Source organism: Pseudomonas sp. 22085, assembly GCF_052045815.1.
Lineage (GTDB): Bacteria > Pseudomonadota > Gammaproteobacteria > Pseudomonadales > Pseudomonadaceae > Aquipseudomonas > Aquipseudomonas glycinae.
In genome coordinates this window covers 84,024-104,535 of record NZ_JBQEQA010000013.1, presented here as the reverse complement: position 1 = coordinate 104,535, position 20,512 = coordinate 84,024, and the positions used below count along the sequence as shown (strand labels likewise).

Below are 20,512 nucleotides of genomic sequence, written 5' to 3'. Positions count from 1 at the left end.
TGAACAGTCGGGCATTGCCCGTAACGGTAAACGTCGCCATGTCGATACTGCAGGCCATCAGAATCTTCCTCTTTTACCTGCTGCTGGGCACCACCGCCCTGCTGTGGTGCAGCCTGAGCTTTTTTATCGCGCCCTTTCTGTCGTTCAAGGCGCGCTATCGTTTCATCAACGTGTATTGGTGCCGTTGTGCCTTGTGGTTGACCAAGGTGTTCCTCGGTATCCGTTACGAAGTCAAAGGCGCGGAAAACGTGCCTGACCGTCCCTGTGTGATTCAATCGAACCACCAGAGCACCTGGGAGACGTTCTTTCTTTCGGCCTATTTCTCGCCCTTGAGCCAGGTGCTCAAGCGCGAATTGCTCTACGTGCCGTTCTTCGGCTGGGCGATGGCCATGCTGCGGCCGATCGCGATTGACCGCGACAACCCGAAAGCCGCCCTCAAGCAGGTCGCGGCGAAAGGTGATGAGTTGCTCAAGGACAATGTCTGGGTGCTGATCTTCCCGGAAGGCACTCGCGTTCCTCATGGCACTATCGGCAAGTTTTCCCGCAGTGGCAGCGCCTTGGCGGTGAATGCGGCGCTTCCGGTGCTGCCAATCGCACACAATGCCGGCAAGTTCTGGCCGAAAATCGGTTGGGGTAAAAAGCAGGGTGTGATTACCGTGGTCATCGGTGAGCCGATGTACGCCGAGGGCAGTGGCCCGCGCGCCATCGCCGATCTGAATGACCGGGTGCAGGCGTGGAACGAGAAAACGCAACGAGAAATGGGCTCGCTGCCTCCGGCCCCCCAGGCACCGGCTGCGAACGATCAGATCGCTGTCTGAGATTTGTGGATAACCTGTGTACGGTTTGTTCGCAAAATCCCGAATTATCGAATTAACTTACTGATTTACTTATATATTTCCGAAGCTGATAAATCACCGTAAAAGGTGCATAAGTTTTTTTCGGAAGTAAGGAAACCGGCTGATATAGCCGGTTTTTTTATGCCTGCTCTTCAGCGATCAGTGGCAGTTCCAGACGGAACGTCGTGCCTTGATCGACCACGCTGAGGCATTCGATTCGGCCGCCATGGTGATCCACAACGGCTTTGACCATCGACAACCCCAGGCCCACGCCATCGATACCCTGCGCAGAGGAAAACCGCCGGTACTGGCTGAACAGGTCAGGCAGTTCTTCTGCAGCGATTCCTTTGCCTTGATCGGACAGTTCACACCGCAGCCAGTCGTTGTCGCAACTGACATGCAGATTCACTGTGGATCCAGCCGGGCTGTACTTGATCGCATTTTCCAGCAGGTTGAACAGGGCGCGGGTCAACAAACCCTGATCGGCCATAATCAGACGCTCCTGTGATTGTTCGTCCATGTCGCTCAATAGCTCGATGCGTTTTTGCTGAGCGATGGGCAACGCCTGATCCAGAACGTCCATGACCAGCATCCCGAACAGACTCGGTTGGAACTGATACGCCTCGGACTCGGCCCGGGCCAACAGAACGAAGCCATCGGTCAGTTCCAGCGCCCGACGGACCTGTCGTTCAATCTGTTCGAACAGCGGCGAATCCGTCCCCGTCTGATGCCGGTGTACCTCAAGCAGGGCAAGAATCGCCGAGTGGGGAGCGCGCAGGTCATGGGACAGGAAGCGCAGCAACACACCGCGCTGTTCCTCGGCGGCGCGTTCGGCGCTCAGGTCAGTGAGACTTAGCAGCCAGCCAATCGGTATGTCGCCATCCACTGGCAACAACGCGGCGCGTTCCAGGCGCAGGCTACGTTCCTTGTGATCGCGGAACTCCAGCAGAGGCAGCTCGGATAGTGGCGGGCGCGGCTCTGTGGACAACTCTGGATAGCCCAGGCGCGCCAGTTGATCGAGGACATCCTCGCCCACCAGATTGTGATCGAACAGGCTCCGTGCCTTGCGATTGCCCAACAAGACCTGTCCTCGAGGATCGCTGATCAGGGTTGCAACCGGCAGATACTCCAGCCCGTCGGCAATGAAGCGGCGGGTATCGCGGGTGCGGCTCATGGCTTGCTCAAGCGCCATGATCTGCCCCTGCAAGCGGTCGGCGCTGGGAAACTGCGCCCGACGTCGTTCGGGAAGGACTTTCGGTTCACTGTCCAGCCGCGCCAACTCCCAGCCGAAGTAGGTGAGCACCACACTCAAGCGACGCCAGTTCCAGATCAGATAGCCGAACAACATGCCCAGCGCCGCAGGCGTCGGCGACCACCAACGCCGCATTTCAGCCAGGCCTGCACTGGTCAGCAGCACGCAGGCAATCCCGCCCAATGTCAGCCATAACGCCAGTCGCGGGCGCCACAGCAGCAACCCAAGTACACACGCGACCATGGCTACCGAAAGTCCTGCGCCCATCAACGGCGCCGGGTCATGCAAATTGATCTGCGCCCGCCAGGAAAGCAGTGCAGTCAGCGGCAACAGCACTAGACTTATCCACACCCACTCGCGCACCAGTTGCCGGAACAAACGCTGAACCTGGCTGGGTACGCGGCTTTCATGTCGGCGCTGGTTATTCATGGGAAACAGGGCAGGGCGGGTTGAATGGTTTCATAGGCGGCCGGTCTGAGGACGTAGACCCGAAGAATCATAGCGGCTCACCCCAAGGCGTGCCGCTTACTTTCACTGCATGGAGTGAGCCGATCCGGTCGGCACCCATTGCCCGAGCGACAAGGAACTACCGCGTATGCGCGTTGCGATACTGGACGATGAACCCGCCGAACTGCGTCGGGTCGAGCAGACCCTGCAGCAAATGGCCGAGACCGGAGGACAGCCCTGGTCACTGCACAGCTTCGAAAGCGGTGAAGACCTGCTGCGACAGTTGCGCCGGGAAACCTTCGACCTGCTGATCCTCGACTGGCAATTGCCCGACCTCACTGGCCTGGCGCTGCTGCGCTGGACCCGCGAACACATGGAAGCGCCGCCAGCGGCCATCATGCTGACCAGCCGCGATGGTGAGAGCGATATCGTCCAGGCCCTGAATGCCGGGGCCGACGATTACGTCAGCAAGCCGTTTCGGCCCAATGAACTGAAGGCCCGCGTGGCGGCGGTACTGCGTCGACACAGCCTGCAACGTAACGCCCCGGCCGACGTCCTGCGTTTCAACGACCTGGTGTTCGACGACGCCGAACTGACCGTCACCCGCGACGGGAAACCGATCGCCATGACCGAGCGCGAGTATCGCCTCGCCCATTGCCTGTTCAGCAACCTCGGCCGACCGCTGTCACGGGATTACCTTTACGAACGATTCTGGCCCCACGAAGAAATGTCCACGTCGCGACCGCTGGACACTCATATCTATCGCCTGCGCAACAAGCTCGGGCTGACGGCGGATCGGGGTTGGCAGTTGCTGACGATTTACGGGTATGGGTATCGGTTGGAGAGTGTGGCAGCGGGGGAGTGAATTGCAGGCAATAAAAAAGGCCAACGCTGGTGCGTTGGCCTTTTCGTTGGTGCCGACCGGGATCAAAAATCCAGGTTGGACACCGCCAGAGCGTTGCTCTCGATGAAGTCACGGCGAGGTTCGACCGCATCACCCATCAGGGTGTTGAAGATCTGGTCTGCGCCAATGGCGTCTTCGATGGTGACTTTCAGCATGCGGCGCACGCTTGGGTCCATGGTGGTTTCCCACAGCTGATCCGGGTTCATTTCGCCCAGACCTTTGTATCGTTGAATGGTGTGGCGCTTGGTGCTTTCAGCCATCAACCAGTCCAGGGCTTCCTTGAACTCGGTGACCGCTTTCTTGCGCTCGCCGCGCTGGATGTACGCGCCTTCGTCGAGCAGGGTGCTCAGTTGAGCGCCGAGGGTGACGACGGTCTTGTAGTCGTTGCTGCCGAAGAAGTCGCGGTTGAAGGTGACGTAGTTCGACAAGCCGTGGGAGATCAGTTCGACCTCTGGCAGCCACACGCCACGCTCGCGGTCTTCACGCAGGCTGGCCTTGTAGACCAGGCCCGACTTCTCGACGGTGCGCAGACGAACTTCGTACTGGGCCAGCCAATCTTGCATCTTGGCGTGGTCGCCGAGCATTTCCAGGCTGACGGCCGGCAGGTAGATGAAGTGCTCGGTCAGCTCCTGCGGGTACAGGCGCGACAGACGCTTGAGGGTCTTCATCACCATCCGGAAGTCGTTCACCAGACGTTCCAGCGCTTCACCGGAAATACCCGGGGCGTCTTCGTTCAGGTGCAGGCTCGCATCTTCCAGGGCCGACTGCGTCATGTACTCTTCCATGGCGTCGTCGTCTTTGATGTATTGCTCTTGCTTGCCTTTCTTGACCTTGTACAGCGGCGGCTGGGCGATGTAGATGTAGCCGCGCTCGATCAGCTCAGGCAACTGACGGAAGAAGAAGGTCAGCAGCAGGGTACGGATGTGCGAACCGTCGACGTCAGCATCGGTCATGATGATGATGTTGTGATAGCGCAGCTTGTCGATGTTGTACTCTTCGCGACCAATACCGCAGCCCAGTGCGGTGATCAGGGTGCCCACTTCCTGGGACGAAATCATCTTGTCGAAACGGGCTTTCTCGACGTTGAGGATCTTGCCCTTCAGCGGCAGGATGGCCTGGGTCTTGCGGTTACGTCCCTGCTTGGCAGAGCCGCCCGCGGAGTCACCTTCCACGAGGTACAGTTCGGACAGCGCCGGGTCTTTTTCCTGGCAGTCAGCGAGCTTGCCCGGCAGGCCGGCGATGTCCAGCGCGCCTTTGCGGCGGGTCATCTCACGGGCCTTGCGCGCCGCTTCACGGGCACGGGCAGCGTCGATCATCTTGCCGACGACCAGTTTGGCTTCGTTCGGGTTTTCCAGCAGGAAGTCGGAGAAGTACTTGCCCATTTCCTGTTCGACCGCGGTCTTCACTTCAGAAGACACCAGCTTGTCTTTGGTCTGGGAGCTGAACTTCGGATCAGGCACCTTCACCGAGATGATCGCGGTCAGGCCTTCACGGGCATCGTCACCGGTGGTGGCGACTTTGTGCTTCTTCGCCAGGCCTTCCTGCTCGATGTAGTTGTTCAGGTTACGCGTCAGTGCGGAACGGAAGCCCACCAGATGGGTGCCGCCGTCGCGCTGCGGAATGTTGTTGGTGAAGCACAACAGGTTCTCGTTGAAGCTGTCGTTCCACTGCAGGGCGATTTCCACGCCGATGCCGTCTTCACGCTGGATGTTGAAGTGGAACACCTGGTTGACCGCAGTCTTGTTGGTGTTCAGGTATTCAACGAACGCACGCAGGCCGCCTTCGTATTTGAACAGCTCTTCCTTGCCGCTGCGTTCGTCCTTGAGGACGATGCCGACACCGGAGTTGAGGAAAGACAGTTCACGAATGCGCTTGGCCAGGATGTCCCAGCTGAAGTGAATGTTCTTGAAGGTTTCGCTGGAAGCCTTGAAGTGAATCTGAGTACCGGTCGTTTCGCTGTCGCCGACGATCGCCATCGGTGCCTGAGGCACGCCGTGGACGTAGGTCTGTTCCCAGATTTTGCCGCTGCGGCGAACGGTCAGGACCAGTTCTTCGGACAGCGCGTTCACGACCGAAACACCTACACCGTGCAGACCGCCGGATACCTTGTAGGAGTTGTCATCGAACTTACCGCCGGCGTGGAGGACGGTCATGATGACCTCGGCGGCGGAAACGCCTTCCTCTTTGTGCACGTCTACCGGGATGCCACGGCCGTTGTCTTTAACGGTGATGGACTCATCCGGGTGGATGATGATGCTGATGTCGTCGCAGTGGCCGGCGAGGGCTTCGTCGATCGAGTTGTCGACCACCTCGAACACCATGTGGTGCAGACCGCTGCCATCGTCGGTGTCACCAATGTACATACCGGGACGTTTGCGCACGGCATCCAGGCCTTTCAGCACTTTAATGCTCGATGAGTCGTACGTATTTTCTTCGCTCAATGCCTTCACTCCCGATGGTCGTGGGTCTGGGTGATACGGCCCTGTTCCACGTGGAACAGAGCGACTGGCGTTTCCGTCTGCCAGCCTTCCCTCAATAATTCGTGATCTACACAGGTGATAAAAACCTGGCAGCGTAAGTCTTCCAGCAAACGGCACAGCGCGCGACGGTGGCTCTCGTCCAGTTCGGACGGCAAATCATCCACCAGATAAATACACTGGCCGCGTCGGGCCTGACTCACCAGATGCCCCTGGGCAATCCGCAATGCACAGACCACCAACTTCTGCTGGCCCCGGGACAAGATGTCCGCGGCGTTGTGTGCGCCCAATCTAAGACGCAAGTCAGCCCGTTGTGGCCCGGCCTGGGTATGACCCATCTGCTGGTCCCGTTGCACGGATCCGGCAAGTACGGCGCTCAATTCCCGGTCTTTGTCCCAGCCTCGGTAATAGCTGAGCGTCAAACCTTCGAGCTCAACCAGTTCGCTCAAGGTTTGTTCAAAGACCGGTTTCAAGGCTTTGATATAAGCGCGGCGGTATTCATCGATTTCAGCGCTGGCCTGGCACAGTTCCCTGTCCCAAACCGCTTGCGAAACGGCGTCAAGTGTACCATGCCGCAGCCAGGAGTTTCTCTGGCGCAAGGCCTTCTGCAAACGCTGCCAGGTGGCCATGAACCGCGGCTCGACATGGAACACGCCCCAGTCGAGAAACTGCCGGCGAATCTTCGGCGCGCCTTCCAGCAGGCGAAAGCTGTCGGGGTTGATCAACTGCAGCGGCAGGATCTCCGCCAGTTGCGCAGCGCTGCGAGCGTTCTGACCGTCGATGCGGATCTGGAACTCGCCCTGACGGTCACGAGATATCCCCAATGCGCTGTGGCCACCCTCGGCGAGCTCGACCTGGCCGAATACGGTGCAGGCCAGCTGCTCGTACTGGATGACCGGCAACAGCCGTGTGCTACGAAACGAACGCGCAAGCCCCAGCAGGTGAATGGCTTCCAGAACACTGGTTTTGCCGCTGCCGTTGGCGCCGTAAAGAATGTTGATTCGGGGGGAGGGGGAGAAGGTCACCGGGTGCAGATTGCGCACCGCGGTGACCGAGACGCGACTTAAAGACATCCAGAGTCAGCTGATTACAGACGCATCGGCATAACAACGTAAGCCGAATCGTCGTTGTCGGACTCTTGCATCAGCGCACTGCTGTTGGAGTCGGACAGGATCAGGCGAACCTGCTCGGTAGTCATCACGCCCAGCACGTCGAGCAGATAGCTGACGTTGAAGCCGATTTCCAGGGAGCCGCCGTTGTATTCCACGCCTACTTCTTCTTCCGCTTCTTCCTGCTCCGGGTTGTTGGCCTGGATCTTCAACTGACCGCTGGCCAGTTGCAGACGGATACCGCGGTATTTTTCGTTGGACAGAATAGCGGTACGGCTGAACGCTTCACGCAGCGCCTGACGATCACCCAGTACCAGCTTGTCGCCGCCCTTCGGCAGAACGCGCTCGTAGTCCGGGAACTTGCCGTCGACCAGTTTCGAGGTGAAGGTGAATTCGCCGGTGGTCGCGCGGATATGGTGCTGACCCAGGACGATGCTGACGTTGCCGTCCGGCTCGGTGAGCAGACGTGCCAGTTCAAGAATACCTTTGCGCGGCACGATCACCTGGTGGCGATCCTGCTGACCGATGTCGGCCTGCATCGAGCACATGGCCAGACGGTGACCGTCAGTGGCCACGGCGCGGATCACACCAGTCGAGACTTCCAGCAACATGCCGTTGAGGTAATAACGCACGTCCTGCTGGGCCATGGCGAAACTGGTGCGTTCGATCAGGCGACGCAGCTTGCTCTGTTCCAGGCTGGTGGTCAGCGAACCCGGGCCTTCTTCCACAGTCGGGAAGTCGTTGGCCGGCAGGGTCGACAGGGTGAAACGGCTACGGCCGGCTTTCACCACCAGCTTCTGCTCGTCGACCTTGATGTCGATCAGCGCATCGTTCGGCAGGCTCTTGCAGATGTCCATCAGCTTGCGCGCAGGCACAGTGATGGAACCTGTCTCAGCCGGCTCCTCGAGTTGCACGCGACCGACCAGCTCGACTTCCAGGTCGGTACCGGTCAGCGACAGTTGCTGGCCATCGACAACCAGCAGCACGTTGGACAGTACCGGCAAGGTCTGTCGGCGCTCGACGACGCCTGCGACCAGTTGCAGGGGTTTCAACAGGGCTTCGCGTTGAATGGTGAAATGCATGGTCTAGTCCCTTGCCTTAATAAGCTGCGCTGGTGTTCATCAAGTGGTCAGTGTACGCAGCAGGTTCTTGTAGTCCTCGCGGATGTCCGCGTCGGATTCCTTAAGTTCGTTGATCTTGCGGCAGGCGTGCAACACGGTCGTGTGGTCGCGGCCGCCAAACACATCGCCGATTTCCGGCAGGCTGTGGTTGGTCAGTTCCTTGGACAGTGCCATGGCCACCTGACGCGGACGAGCGACCGAACGCGAACGGCGCTTGGACAGCAAGTCGGAAATCTTGATCTTGTAGTACTCGGCGACGGTGCGCTGAATGTTATCCACAGAGACCAGTTTGTCCTGCAGCGCCAAGAGGTCTTTCAGGGATTCGCGGATCAACTCAATGGTGATGTCGCGGCCCATGAAGTGCGAGTGGGCGATCACGCGTTTCAGCGCGCCTTCCAGCTCACGGACGTTGGAGCGAATACGTTGGGCAATGAAGAATGCTGCATCGTGTGGCAACTCGACTTTGGCCTGGTCGGCCTTCTTCATCAAGATCGCTACGCGGGTTTCCAGCTCAGGCGGCTCGACGGCCACTGTCAGGCCCCAGCCGAAGCGGGATTTGAGGCGCTCTTCTAGGCCTTCGATTTCTTTCGGGTAGCGGTCACTGGTGAGAATGACCTGCTGGCCACCTTCAAGCAGGGCGTTGAAGGTGTGGAAAAACTCTTCCTGGGAACGTTCCTTGCGGGCGAAGAACTGAATGTCGTCGATCAGCAGGGCGTCCACCGAACGGTAGAAACGCTTGAACTCGTTGATCGCGTTCAGCTGCAGCGCCTTGACCATGTCAGCCACGAAACGCTCGGAATGCAGGTACACGACCTTGGCATTCGGGTTCTTCTTTAATAGGTGGTTACCCACCGCGTGCATCAAGTGAGTCTTACCAAGACCTACGCCCCCATAGAGAAAGAGCGGGTTGTAGCCGTGCTTCGGGTTGTCCGCCACCTGCCAGGCCGCCGCACGGGCGAGCTGGTTGGATTTACCTTCGACGAAGTTTTCAAAGGTGAAGGTGCGATTCAGGTAACTGGTGTGCTTGAGCGCGCCTTCGACCTGCACGGTGCGCTGTTCGGCACGAACCGGCGCCTGTTGCGAAGCGGCACCAGCCATCGGATCGAAGCTGTCACGGGACGGCTCTTCACTGATTTCTTCGGTTTTCTGCGTTGAACGCTTGGTCGGTGCAGGCGTATGGGCTGGCGCTGGCGCACTGGCCGGCACTGCGTTGGCCTGAGCCTGGGACACTTGCGCCGCGGCCAAGGGCGCATTCGGCGCGGCACGCGGGGCCGAACTGCGTTTGCTGCCTATTAACAAGGAAAGCGACGGTGCCAGACCGTTGCCATGCTCATCCAGCAGTTCAAGGACGCGCCCCAGGTACTTTTCGTTGACCCAGTCCAGAACAAAACGGTTCGGTGCGTAGACGCGCAACTCGTCGCCTTCGGCTTCGACCTGTAGTGGACGGATCCAGGTGTTGAATTGTTGGGCAGGCAGCTCTTCGCGCAAAAGCTCCACGCACTGCTGCCAAAGTTCCACTGACACGGATATCCCCTAAGTTGAAAGCCGGTGAGGCAAAAACAAGCGGCCATTGTAGCGGCCAGTCGTCCACTTATCCACATGCAGGTTGCCCGGTCGACATGATTTATCAATGCGTTAAACGAGAAAAAGGCGACCGACGGTGTGTGCATAAGCTCTGTGGATAACCCTATCTGAGCACACTGGACAACCGGGGGCGAAAGTCGGTGGATAACCAGCCTGTGGATAACCGTCCATTCCACGCACAGGTTATCCGACAGTGCGGCACAGGCTGAACACGGTTTTCCACTGTAGTTGTCATTCTCTGTACATCGCTTGATACAAGGCGTTGAGCCAGTTATCCACAGAGAAGGGCCTGCCTAGCTTTTACAAGCTTTACAGAAAAGCTTTAAATAATTCCCTTCTTTATTTTTATCTTTGGCAAACGGGTAATCCGTTCCGGACGCTCCGAAGATCTATTTATAAGGAAACGTTGGTTGGAAATTGACCTATGGACTTGCTTTCTCTAGAATCCCCGGTCTCTTAAAACGGGGGCCATTCCGGCCCGTTGTGGACGAACCAGGTAACACGACATGAAACGTACTTTCCAACCAAGCACTATCAAACGCGCTCGTACCCACGGTTTCCGTGCTCGCATGGCTACCAAGAACGGTCGTGCCGTACTGTCGCGTCGTCGCGCCAAAGGCCGCGCACGTCTGGCAGTTTGATAATCCGGCACTGGAGGTGAGTCAGGACTTCAGTCGGGAAAAGCGTCTGCTTACTCCCCGGCATTTCAAGGCAGTCTTTGACTCCCCTACCGGCAAGGTTCCGGGGAAAAATCTCCTGCTCCTTGCGCGCAACAACGATCTCGATCACCCCCGTCTCGGGCTGGTTATCGGGAAAAAGAGCGTCAAGCTCTCCGTCGAGCGCAATCGCCTCAAACGTCTGATGCGCGAATCGTTTCGCCTGCACCAGGATTCACTGGTCGGCTGGGACATTGTTATCGTCGCGCGCAAAGGTTTGGGTGACGTAGAAAACCCCGAATTGATTCAGCATTTCGGCAAACTCTGGAAGCGTCTGGCACGCAACAAGCCGGTACCAGCAGTCAAAACCGAAACTGTAGGGGTAGACAGTCCAGATGCGTAAACTGGCACTCGTTCCGATCCAGTTTTATCGCTATGCCATTAGTCCCCTGATGGCCAGTCACTGTCGTTTCTACCCCAGTTGTTCTTGCTACGCGTATGAAGCCATCGAAAATCATGGCCTTCTGCGCGGTGGCTGGCTGACCTTTCGTCGTTTAGGTCGCTGTCATCCGTGGAATCCCGGTGGTTATGACCCGGTTCCACCTATCCCTACCTCCCGTTCTTCTTCGATGGCCGAGTAATCATGGATATCAAACGCACGATCCTGATCGTCGCCCTGGCAATCGTGTCCTACGTCATGGTCCTTAAATGGAACCAGGACTACGGCCAGGCTGCCCTGCCGACTCAGAATGTTGCTTCCAGTACGACTACATCCGGTTTGCCGGACACCGCCACTGGCAATAATGCTGCTGCCAGTGACGATATTCCGCGCGCCGCAAGCGATACCAGCGCACCTGCCGAAACGCCGGTCGCCGCCAGCAAGGATCTGATCCAGGTCAAAACCGACGTGCTCGATCTGTCGATCGATCCACAAGGTGGTGATGTTGCTCAGTTGACCTTGCCGCTGTATCCACGTCGTCAGGATCGTCCGGACGTTCCGTTCCAGCTGTTCGACAACGGTGGCGAACGTACCTATCTGGCACAGAGCGGTCTGATTGGCACCAACGGTCCGGATGCAAACCCGGCCGGTCGCCCGATCTACTCTTCGGAGAAGAAGACTTATAAACTGGCTGACGGTCAGGACCAACTGGTCGTCGACCTGAAATTCAGCAAGGACGGCGTCAATTACATCAAGCGTTTCACTCTGAAACGTGGCCTGTATGACGTGACCGTGACCTATCTGATCGACAACCAGAGCGCTCAGCCTTGGTCCGGTTCGATGTTCGCCCAGCTGAAACGCGACGCCAGCGCCGATCCTTCTTCCACGACTGCTACCGGTACCGCGACCTACCTGGGCGCCGCCCTGTGGACAAGTTCCGAGCCGTACAAGAAAGTGTCCATGAAGGACATGGACAAGGCTCAGCTCAAGGAAACCGTCACCGGTGGCTGGGTAGCCTGGCTGCAACACTACTTCGTGACTGCATGGGTTGCTCCGAAGGGCGAAAACAACATCGTCCAGACCCGTAAGGACAGCAAAGGCAACTACATCATCGGTTACACCGGTCCTTCACTGACCGCTGCACCGGGTGCGAAAGTTGAAACCAGCGCTGTTCTGTACGCCGGTCCGAAAAGCCAGGCGGTGCTGAAAGAGTTGTCCCCTGGTCTGGAATTGACCGTCGACTACGGCATTCTGTGGTTCATTGCCCAGCCAATCTTCTGGCTGCTGCAACATATCCACAGCATCGTCGGCAACTGGGGCTGGTCGATCATCTTCCTGACCATGCTGATCAAAGGGATCTTCTTCCCTCTCTCGGCCGCCAGCTACAAGTCGATGGCCCGCATGCGCGCCGTGGCTCCGAAACTGGCTGCACTGAAAGAGCAACATGGCGATGACCGGCAGAAAATGTCGCAAGCCATGATGGAGCTGTACAAGAAAGAGAAGATCAATCCGCTGGGCGGCTGCTTGCCGATCCTTGTGCAGATGCCGGTTTTCCTTTCCCTGTACTGGGTTCTGCTGGAAAGCGTGGAGATGCGCCAGGCGCCGTTCATGCTGTGGATTACCGACCTGTCGATCAAGGATCCGTTCTTCATCCTGCCGATCATCATGGGCGCGACCATGTTCATCCAGCAGCGTCTGAACCCGACTCCTCCGGATCCGATGCAGGCCAAGGTGATGAAAATGATGCCAATCATCTTCACCTTCTTCTTCCTGTGGTTCCCGGCGGGTCTGGTGCTGTACTGGGTTGTGAACAACTGCCTGTCGATTGCCCAACAGTGGTACATCACGCGTAAGATCGAAGCGGCGACGAAAAAAGCCGAGGCGTAACTTACTCTGTGGATAACACCACTCAAAACGCCCCCTAGTGGGGCGTTTTGCTATCTGCCATTTTTGTCTGGATACCGGTTTATGAGCGCACCTCGTGAAACCATCGCAGCCGTCGCCACCGCCCAGGGTCGTGGCGGCGTGGGCATCGTTCGAATTTCCGGGCCGCTGGCCAGCGTCGCGGCCAGAGCCATCAGCGGCCGCGAACTGAAACCACGGTTTGCCCACTACGGCCCGTTCTTCAGTGACGATCAACAGGTGCTGGATGAAGGTCTGGCGCTGTATTTCCCGGGGCCGAACTCGTTCACCGGTGAAGATGTGCTGGAACTGCAGGGCCACGGCGGCCCGATCGTTCTCGACATGTTGCTCAAGCGTTGCCTGGAACTGGGCTGCCGTCTGGCCCGTCCCGGTGAGTTCAGCGAAAGAGCATTCCTCAATGACAAACTCGACCTGGCTCAGGCCGAGGCCATCGCCGACCTGATCGAAGCCAGTTCTGCACAGGCTGCACGCAACGCATTGCGTTCCTTACAGGGAGCGTTTTCCCAGCGTGTGCATCACCTCACCGAACAACTGATCGGCTTGAGGATTTATGTCGAGGCAGCCATCGACTTCCCTGAAGAGGAAATCGACTTCCTCGCCGATGGCAACGTGCTGAGCATGCTCGACAAGGTTCGCGACGAGTTATCCACTGTATTGCGCGAAGCCGGACAGGGTGCATTGCTGCGTGACGGCATGACCGTGGTGATTGCCGGTCGTCCGAATGCCGGCAAATCCAGCCTGCTCAACGCGCTGGCCGGTCGCGAAGCCGCGATCGTCACCGAAATCGCCGGCACCACCCGGGATATCCTGCGCGAACATATCCACATCGACGGCATGCCGCTGCACGTTGTGGACACCGCCGGTCTGCGTGATACCGATGACCATGTGGAAAAAATCGGCGTTGAACGAGCATTGAAAGCCATTGGCGAGGCTGATCGAGTGCTGCTGGTCGTCGATGCCACAGCACCTGAAGCTGCCGACCCGTTCGCCCTGTGGCCTGAATTCCTCGAAACCCGACCGGATCCGGCGAAGGTCACGTTGATCCGTAACAAAGCTGATCTCACCGGCGAACCCATTGCCCTGGAAGTCAGTGACGATGGCCATGTGACGATCAGCCTGAGCGCCAAATCCGCCGGTGAGGGGCTGGACTTGCTGCGCGATCACCTCAAGGCCTGCATGGGCTACGAACAAACGTCGGAAAGCAGTTTCAGCGCACGCCGCCGGCACCTGGAAGCCCTGCGTCATGCCAGTGATGCCCTGGAACATGGGCGTGCCCAGCTGACGTTGGCGGGTGCTGGGGAACTGCTGGCTGAAGACTTGCGTCAGGCCCAGCAGTCCCTTGGGGAAATCACCGGAGCGTTCAGCTCGGATGATCTGCTGGGACGGATCTTTTCCAGCTTCTGCATCGGTAAATAAGCCTTCCGTTTTCCACAGACAGGTCCGTTCGCGACCTGTCTGTTCTCCCTCCCTCGTATTTCCTTCCTCCAGTGCCGGACAGATATCTATTCCTGAGCGGATTTTCCGTGTCCGCGATTCCTTCATTCATCCGATTTCTGTGGATTAAGCCCTGTGAATAACTGCCGCTAAGGGCAGTTGATAACAGGGCCTGAAAACTGAACATAACTGCCGCTGTGGATAACCACCTCATTCATCCACAGGCTTACACCGGTTATCCAAGGGCCTCATGGCGACATGGTCACAGGGTTTTAAATCTCTGTACACATTGAAAATAGAGGCCTGTAGAAATCTATCCACAGAAACGAAGGGCAGTAAGAATAAGCTTTAAAACAAAGGTTTTATAAATTTCTCTCTTTTTTATTCTTTTAACCGCGAGTTCTCCACAGCTGGTTAAATTTTGTGCAAAGGGTTCTTTAGGAAGGGCGAAGTCCCTATACTTGCCGACCAGGTCCAGAAACCTGATCTCAAACTATTCCTGAATGACCTACTTAAGCAGGCACGAGGTGCGTGGTGGATTTCCCTTCCCGTTTTGAAGTGATCGTCATCGGCGGCGGTCATGCCGGTACCGAGGCAGCACTGGCCTCAGCACGCATGGGTGCAAAAACCCTTCTGCTGACGCATAACGTGGAGACCCTCGGTGCCATGAGTTGCAACCCGGCAATCGGTGGCATTGGCAAAAGCCATCTGGTCAAGGAAATCGACGCCCTCGGCGGCGCGATGGCCATGGCCACCGATTTGGGGGGTATCCAGTTTCGCGTACTGAACAGCCGCAAAGGCCCGGCCGTACGGGCGACCCGTGCGCAAGCCGACCGTATTCTTTACAAGGCCGCTGTCCGCGAAATTCTGGAAAACCAGCCGAACCTGTGGATATTTCAACAAGCCGCTGACGACCTGATCGTCGAGCAGGAACAAGTACGCGGTGTCGTCACGCAAATGGGTCTGCGCTTCTTCGCCGATTCTGTGGTGTTGACCACCGGTACGTTCCTGGGCGGACTTATCCACATCGGTTTGCAGAATTTTTCCGGTGGTCGCGCCGGTGATCCACCGTCGATCGCCCTCGCGCATCGTCTGCGTGAACTGCCGCTACGTGTCGGTCGCCTGAAAACCGGTACGCCACCGCGTATCGACGGCAAGTCTGTGGATTTCTCGGTGATGACCGAGCAGCCAGGCGATACGCCGATCCCGGTGATGTCGTTCATGGGCAACAAGGAACAGCATCCACGGCAAGTCAGTTGCTGGATCACCCACACCAACGCGCGCACCCACGAAATCATTGCCGCGAACCTCGACCGTTCGCCGATGTATTCCGCTGCAGGTGAAATCGAAGGCATTGGTCCGCGTTATTGCCCGTCGATCGAAGACAAGATCCACCGCTTTGCCGACAAGGAAAGCCATCAGGTGTTCATCGAGCCGGAAGGCCTGACCACCCATGAGTTGTATCCGAACGGAATATCCACAAGCCTGCCGTTCGACGTGCAGTTGCAGATCGTGCAATCGATCCGCGGCATGGAAAACGCGCACATCGTGCGTCCGGGGTATGCGATCGAGTACGACTATTTCGATCCGCGTGATCTGAAGTACAGCCTGGAAACCAAAGTCATCGGCGGTCTGTTCTTCGCTGGCCAGATCAACGGCACTACCGGTTACGAAGAAGCCGGTGCGCAAGGTTTGCTGGCCGGTGCCAATGCCGCATTGCGTGCGAAGGGCAAAGAAGCCTGGTGCCCGCGTCGCGATGAAGCGTACATCGGGGTATTGGTTGACGACCTGATTACCCTCGGTACCCAAGAGCCGTACCGCATGTTCACTTCCCGTGCCGAGTACCGCCTGATCCTGCGTGAGGACAACGCGGACCTGCGTCTGACCGAAAAAGGTCGCGAACTGGGTCTGGTCGATGACGCGCGTTGGGCAGCGTTCTGCAAGAAACGCGAAAGTATCGAGCTCGAAGAGCAGCGCCTGAAAAGCACCTGGGTTCGCCCGGGCACTCCGCAGGGCGATGCGATTGCCGAGAAATTCGGTACGCCGCTGACTCACGAATACAACTTGCTCAATCTCTTGAGCCGTCCGGAAATCGACTACGCTGGTCTGGTCGAAGTGACCGGGCAGGGCGCCGAAGATCCACAGGTCGCCGAGCAGGTCGAGATCAAGACCAAATACGCCGGTTACATCGATCGCCAACAGGACGAAATCGCCCGCCTGCGTGCAAGCGAAGACACAAAACTGCCTGTGGATATCGATTACACCAAAATTTCCGGTCTCTCCAAGGAGATCCAGAGCAAGCTGGGTGCCACGCGTCCCGAGACGCTTGGCCAGGCTTCGCGGATCCCGGGCGTGACTCCGGCAGCGATTTCGCTGTTGATGATTCACTTGAAAAAACGCGGCGCGGGCCGTCAGTTGGAGCAAAGCGCTTGAGTTCTAAGGTCACTTCGCAACACGCCGAAGAGTTATCCACAGGAGCCCGCGCGCTCGGTGTCAATCTCACTGAAGCCCAGCACGAATTGCTGCTGGGTTATCTGGCCCTGTTGATCAAATGGAACCAGGCCTACAACCTGACTGCCGTTCGCGATCCGGACGAAATGGTGTCCCGTCACTTGCTCGATAGCCTCAGCGTGATGTCGTTCATCGAAAACGGCCGCTGGCTGGATGTCGGCAGCGGCGGCGGCATGCCGGGGATCCCTCTGGCGATCCTGTATCCGGACTCGCAAGTGACCTGCCTGGACAGCAACGGCAAGAAAACCCGCTTCCTGACCCAGGTCAAACTCGAACTCAAACTGGATAACCTGCAAGTTATCCACAGCCGCGTCGAAGCCTTCCATCCTGCACAGCCGTTCAACGGGATCATTTCCCGGGCATTCAGCAGCATGGAGAACTTCACCAACTGGACTCGCCACCTCGGCGACGCCGATACGCGCTGGCTGGCAATGAAGGGCGTTCATCCGGCCGATGAGCTGGTAGCATTGCCGGCAGACTTCAAACTCGATAGCGAACACGCCCTGGCCGTACCCGGTTGCCAAGGCCAACGCCATCTGCTGATACTGCGCCGCACGGCATGATTGGGAACACAAGCAAGAATGGCTAAGGTATTCGCGATAGCGAACCAGAAGGGTGGTGTGGGCAAGACCACCACCTGCATCAACCTCGCAGCATCCCTGGTCGCGACCAAGCGCCGGGTGCTGTTGATCGATCTCGATCCACAGGGCAACGCCACCATGGGTAGCGGTGTGGATAAACATGGCCTGGAAAACTCGGTCTACGACCTGCTGATCGGCGAATGCGATCTGGCCCAGGCCATGCACTATTCGGAACATGGCGGTTATCAGCTGCTGCCGGCCAACCGTGACCTGACGGCGGCTGAAGTGGTTCTGCTGGAAATGCAGATGAAAGAAAGCCGTCTGCGCAGCGCGCTGGCGCCGGTCCGTGAAAACTACGATTACATCCTGATCGACTGCCCGCCGTCGCTGTCGATGCTTACGCTGAACGCACTGGTCGCCGCTGACGGGGTGATTATCCCCATGCAGTGCGAGTACTTTGCGCTCGAAGGTCTGAGCGACCTTGTGGATAACATCAAACGCATCGCCGAACTGCTGAACCCGAACCTGAAAGTCGAAGGACTGCTGCGGACCATGTACGACCCGCGCCTGAGCCTGATGAACGACGTTTCGGCACAGCTCAAGGAACACTTTGGCGATCAGCTGTACGACACGGTGATCCCGCGCAACATCCGCCTCGCTGAAGCCCCGAGCTATGGCATGCCGGCGCTGGCTTACGACAAGCAATCGCGTGGTGCGCTGGCCTACCTGGCCCTGGCGGGCGAGATGGTTCGCCGTCAGCGCAAAAATTCACGCATCGCCGCTGCCCAGCCAACTTAAGGAATCCCCATGGCCGTCAAGAAACGAGGTCTCGGACGAGGACTGGACGCGCTGCTGAGCGGTCCGACTGTCAGCTCGCTGGAAGAACAAGCGGCGCAGGCTGACAGCCGTGAGTTGCAGCACCTGCCACTGGACCTGCTGCAGCGCGGCAAGTATCAGCCACGCCGGGACATGGATCCTCAGGCGCTGGAAGAGCTTGCGCAGTCGATCAAGGCCCAGGGCGTGATGCAGCCGATCGTGGTTCGTCCGATTGGTGGTGGCCGCTTCGAGATCATCGCCGGCGAACGTCGCTGGCGCGCAAGTCAGCAGGCCGGCCAGGAAACCATCCCGGCGATGGTCCGCGACGTGCCGGATGAAACCGCGATCGCCATTGCGCTGATCGAGAACATCCAGCGCGAGGACCTGAACCCGATCGAAGAAGCGGTGGCCCTGCAGCGCTTGCAGCAGGAATTCCAGCTCACTCAGCAACAGGTTGCCGACGCTGTGGGTAAGTCCCGCGTCACCGTGGCCAACCTGTTGCGCCTGATTGCGCTGCCGGAAGTCATCAAGACCATGTTGTCCCACGGCGACCTGGAGATGGGTCATGCTCGTGCATTGCTCGGTCTGCCGGACAATCAGCAGGTGGAAGGGGCGCGACATGTTGTCGCACGCGGTCTCACTGTGCGCCAAACTGAGGCACTGGTTCGCCAATGGTTGAGTGGCAAACCGGAGCCGGTAGAGCCTGCGAAACCTGATCCGGATATCGCCCGCCTCGAACAGCGTCTGGCCGAGCGCCTAGGCTCTGCGGTGCAGATCCGCCACGGCAAGAAGGGCAGGGGTCAGCTGGTGATTGGTTACAACTCCCTCGATGAGCTTCAAGGTGTGCTCGCACACATCCGCTGAAACAATTCCTCTTGTAGCGCGCAGTCGGAAATCACTACCTGACAGTTGAATAGGGGCAGAACCGCCCCTATACTCTGCGCGCATTTTGTCGGCACAAATTATGCCAAGTTATTGAATTTCGGCAGCCGACCATTGGAGAGCAATAGTGATGGAAACCCGCAAGCCAAACCGCCTGCCGTTCCATCGCCTGGCGGTTTTTCCGGTGTTGATGGCTCAATTTGTCATTTTGCTCATTGCCGCTTTGGCGCTCTGGCAATGGCACGGAGTCGTTGCCGGATACTCGGGACTTTGCGGAGGCCTGATAGCCTTGCTGCCCAATGTTTATTTCGCTCACAAGGCATTTCGGTTTTCCGGCGCCCGAGCAGCCCAGTCCATCGTCCGGTCTTTCTATGCCGGCGAGGCAGGCAAACTGATTTTGACGGCAGTGCTGTTTGCACTGGTGTTTGCAGGTGTGAAGCCACTGGCGCCGATCGCTGTATTCGGCGCCTTCGTGCTGACTCAGTCGGTCAGCTGGTTCGCTCCCCTGCTGATGAGAACAAGACTTTCGAGACCTTAGGGCGTTTGAGGCAACCATGGCAGAAACAACCGCTTCGGGCTATATCCAGCACCACTTGCAGAACCTGACCTTCGGTCAGCTACCCAACGGCGGCTGGGGCTTTGCCCACACCGCAGCAGAAGCCAAGGAAATGGGCTTCTGGGCTTTCCACGTCGATACTCTCGGCTGGTCGGTCGCACTGGGTCTGATCTTCGTCATTCTTTTCCGCATGGCGGCCAAGAAGGCGACTTCCGGTCAGCCGGGTGCACTGCAGAACTTCGTTGAAGTCCTGGTCGAATTCGTCGATGGCAGCGTGAAAGACAGCTTCCATGGCCGTAGCCCGGTGATCGCACCGCTGGCACTGACCATCTTCGTCTGGGTGTTCCTGATGAACGCCGTCGACCTGGTACCGGTCGACTGGATTCCTCAGTTGGCCATCCTGATCTCCGGCGACCACCACATCCCGTTCCGCGCCGTGTCGACTACCGACCCGAACGCGACGCTGGGCATGGCGTTCTCGGTTTTCGCACTGATCATTTTCTATAGCATCAAGGTCAAGGGCATCGGCGGTTTCATCGGCGAACTGACCCTGCACCCGTTCGGCAGCAAGAACATCTTCGTTCAGGCCCTGCTGATCCCGGTGAACTTCCTGCTGGAATTCGTGACCCTGATCGCCAAACCGATCTCTCTGGCTCTGCGTCTGTTCGGCAACATGTATGCCGGCGAGCTGGTGTTCATCCTGATCGCTGTGATGTTCGGCAGCGGCCTGCTCTGGCTCAGCGGCCTGGGCGTTGTCCTGCAGTGGGCGTGGGCTGTGTTCCACATCCTGATCATCACCCTGCAGGCGTTCATCTTCATGATGCTGACCATCGTCTACCTGTCGATGGCGCACGAAGAAAACCATTAAGACCAGTCTCGACTAGTCTGATGTCCTTCCCGGTCAAACGGGAAGGGGCTCCTCACGGGGCACCATGAAACGATTTGTTTTACCGCTTTAATCTAAAAAACCTAAACCATACGACG

18 protein-coding genes are annotated in these 20,512 nt (G+C 58.1%); 13 read left to right on the top strand and 5 right to left on the bottom strand.

All coding sequences use genetic code 11. From position 1 onward, the window contains the following. Positions 1-38: 38 nt before the first annotated feature. Positions 39-818 carry a lysophospholipid acyltransferase family protein gene (locus tag ACTJK7_RS17460; protein WP_064379638.1) on the top strand — a complete coding sequence of 260 codons (780 nt, stop codon included), beginning with the start codon at positions 39-41 and terminating at the stop codon, positions 816-818. A 157-nt stretch (positions 819-975) separates the two neighbouring features. On the opposite strand, the gene ACTJK7_RS17455 is transcribed toward ACTJK7_RS17460, so the two are convergent. Continuing rightward, positions 976-2,517 carry a sensor histidine kinase gene (locus ACTJK7_RS17455; RefSeq protein WP_440779344.1) on the bottom strand — a complete coding sequence of 514 codons (1,542 nt, stop codon included), beginning with the start codon at positions 2,515-2,517 and terminating at the stop codon, positions 976-978. Between the two features lie 166 nt (positions 2,518-2,683). On the opposite strand from ACTJK7_RS17455, the gene ACTJK7_RS17450 reads away from it, so the two are divergent. Continuing rightward, positions 2,684-3,400, top strand: coding sequence for a response regulator transcription factor (locus ACTJK7_RS17450; protein ID WP_440779345.1), 717 nt, complete (start codon positions 2,684-2,686; stop codon positions 3,398-3,400). Positions 3,401-3,462: 62 nt separating this feature from the next. Here ACTJK7_RS17450 and gyrB read toward each other — a convergent pair whose 3' ends face one another. The 4 genes from gyrB to dnaA are packed head-to-tail and all read right to left on the bottom strand — an operon-like array spanning position 3,463 to position 9,670. Beyond that, entirely contained in the window at positions 3,463-5,880 is a 2,418-nt protein-coding gene (gyrB, locus tag ACTJK7_RS17445) for a DNA topoisomerase (ATP-hydrolyzing) subunit B (protein ID WP_011331734.1), read from the bottom strand. Positions 5,881-5,885: 5 nt separating this feature from the next. Beyond that, positions 5,886-6,989, bottom strand: a complete 1,104-nt coding sequence (gene recF, locus ACTJK7_RS17440; protein WP_003220208.1) for a DNA replication/repair protein RecF — start codon at positions 6,987-6,989, stop codon at positions 5,886-5,888. Between the two features lie 14 nt (positions 6,990-7,003). Then, on the bottom strand, positions 7,004-8,107 hold the full coding sequence (gene dnaN / locus ACTJK7_RS17435; protein WP_440779347.1) for a DNA polymerase III subunit beta: 1,104 nt from the start codon (positions 8,105-8,107) through the stop codon (positions 7,004-7,006). Positions 8,108-8,146: 39 nt separating this feature from the next. Further along, positions 8,147-9,670 (bottom strand): chromosomal replication initiator protein DnaA, encoded by a 1,524-nt coding sequence (gene dnaA / locus ACTJK7_RS17430; protein WP_064379644.1) that lies wholly within the window; start codon positions 9,668-9,670, stop codon positions 8,147-8,149. A 566-nt stretch (positions 9,671-10,236) separates the two neighbouring features. On the opposite strand from dnaA, the gene rpmH reads away from it, so the two are divergent. The 11 genes from rpmH to atpB all read left to right on the top strand — a co-directional run bounded on the left by rpmH (position 10,237) and on the right by atpB (position 20,396). After that, entirely contained in the window at positions 10,237-10,371 is a 135-nt protein-coding gene (gene rpmH, locus ACTJK7_RS17425; protein WP_003213577.1) for a 50S ribosomal protein L34, read from the top strand. Between the two features lie 16 nt (positions 10,372-10,387). Continuing rightward, positions 10,388-10,789: a ribonuclease P protein component gene (rnpA, locus tag ACTJK7_RS17420; protein ID WP_011336726.1), complete on the top strand. Its 402-nt coding sequence runs from the start codon at positions 10,388-10,390 to the stop codon at positions 10,787-10,789. Next, positions 10,782-11,027 carry a membrane protein insertion efficiency factor YidD gene (gene yidD / locus ACTJK7_RS17415; protein ID WP_010465488.1) on the top strand — a complete coding sequence of 82 codons (246 nt, stop codon included), beginning with the start codon at positions 10,782-10,784 and terminating at the stop codon, positions 11,025-11,027. The genes rnpA and yidD overlap by 8 nt, the downstream gene beginning before the upstream one ends. A gap of 2 nt (positions 11,028-11,029) precedes the next feature. Continuing rightward, positions 11,030-12,712: a membrane protein insertase YidC gene (gene yidC / locus ACTJK7_RS17410; protein WP_440779348.1), complete on the top strand. Its 1,683-nt coding sequence runs from the start codon at positions 11,030-11,032 to the stop codon at positions 12,710-12,712. A gap of 81 nt (positions 12,713-12,793) precedes the next feature. Next, positions 12,794-14,164, top strand: a complete 1,371-nt coding sequence (mnmE, locus tag ACTJK7_RS17405) for a tRNA uridine-5-carboxymethylaminomethyl(34) synthesis GTPase MnmE (protein WP_440779349.1) — start codon at positions 12,794-12,796, stop codon at positions 14,162-14,164. Positions 14,165-14,716: 552 nt separating this feature from the next. Beyond that, a complete protein-coding gene (gene mnmG, locus ACTJK7_RS17400; protein ID WP_108563625.1) occupies positions 14,717-16,615 on the top strand; it encodes a tRNA uridine-5-carboxymethylaminomethyl(34) synthesis enzyme MnmG in 1,899 nt (632 codons plus the stop codon). Continuing rightward, a complete protein-coding gene (gene rsmG, locus ACTJK7_RS17395) occupies positions 16,612-17,256 on the top strand; it encodes a 16S rRNA (guanine(527)-N(7))-methyltransferase RsmG (RefSeq protein WP_440779351.1) in 645 nt (214 codons plus the stop codon). Before mnmG ends, rsmG begins: the two co-directional genes overlap by 4 nt. A gap of 18 nt (positions 17,257-17,274) precedes the next feature. Beyond that, on the top strand, positions 17,275-18,072 hold the full coding sequence (locus ACTJK7_RS17390) for a ParA family protein (RefSeq protein ID WP_064379652.1): 798 nt from the start codon (positions 17,275-17,277) through the stop codon (positions 18,070-18,072). Between the two features lie 9 nt (positions 18,073-18,081). Continuing rightward, positions 18,082-18,954: a ParB/RepB/Spo0J family partition protein gene (locus ACTJK7_RS17385; protein WP_064379654.1), complete on the top strand. Its 873-nt coding sequence runs from the start codon at positions 18,082-18,084 to the stop codon at positions 18,952-18,954. A 148-nt stretch (positions 18,955-19,102) separates the two neighbouring features. Continuing rightward, positions 19,103-19,510 carry a F0F1 ATP synthase subunit I gene (locus ACTJK7_RS17380; protein WP_003229783.1) on the top strand — a complete coding sequence of 136 codons (408 nt, stop codon included), beginning with the start codon at positions 19,103-19,105 and terminating at the stop codon, positions 19,508-19,510. A 16-nt stretch (positions 19,511-19,526) separates the two neighbouring features. Then, positions 19,527-20,396: a F0F1 ATP synthase subunit A gene (atpB, locus tag ACTJK7_RS17375; protein ID WP_039764981.1), complete on the top strand. Its 870-nt coding sequence runs from the start codon at positions 19,527-19,529 to the stop codon at positions 20,394-20,396. Positions 20,397-20,512: the final 116 nt, after the last annotated feature.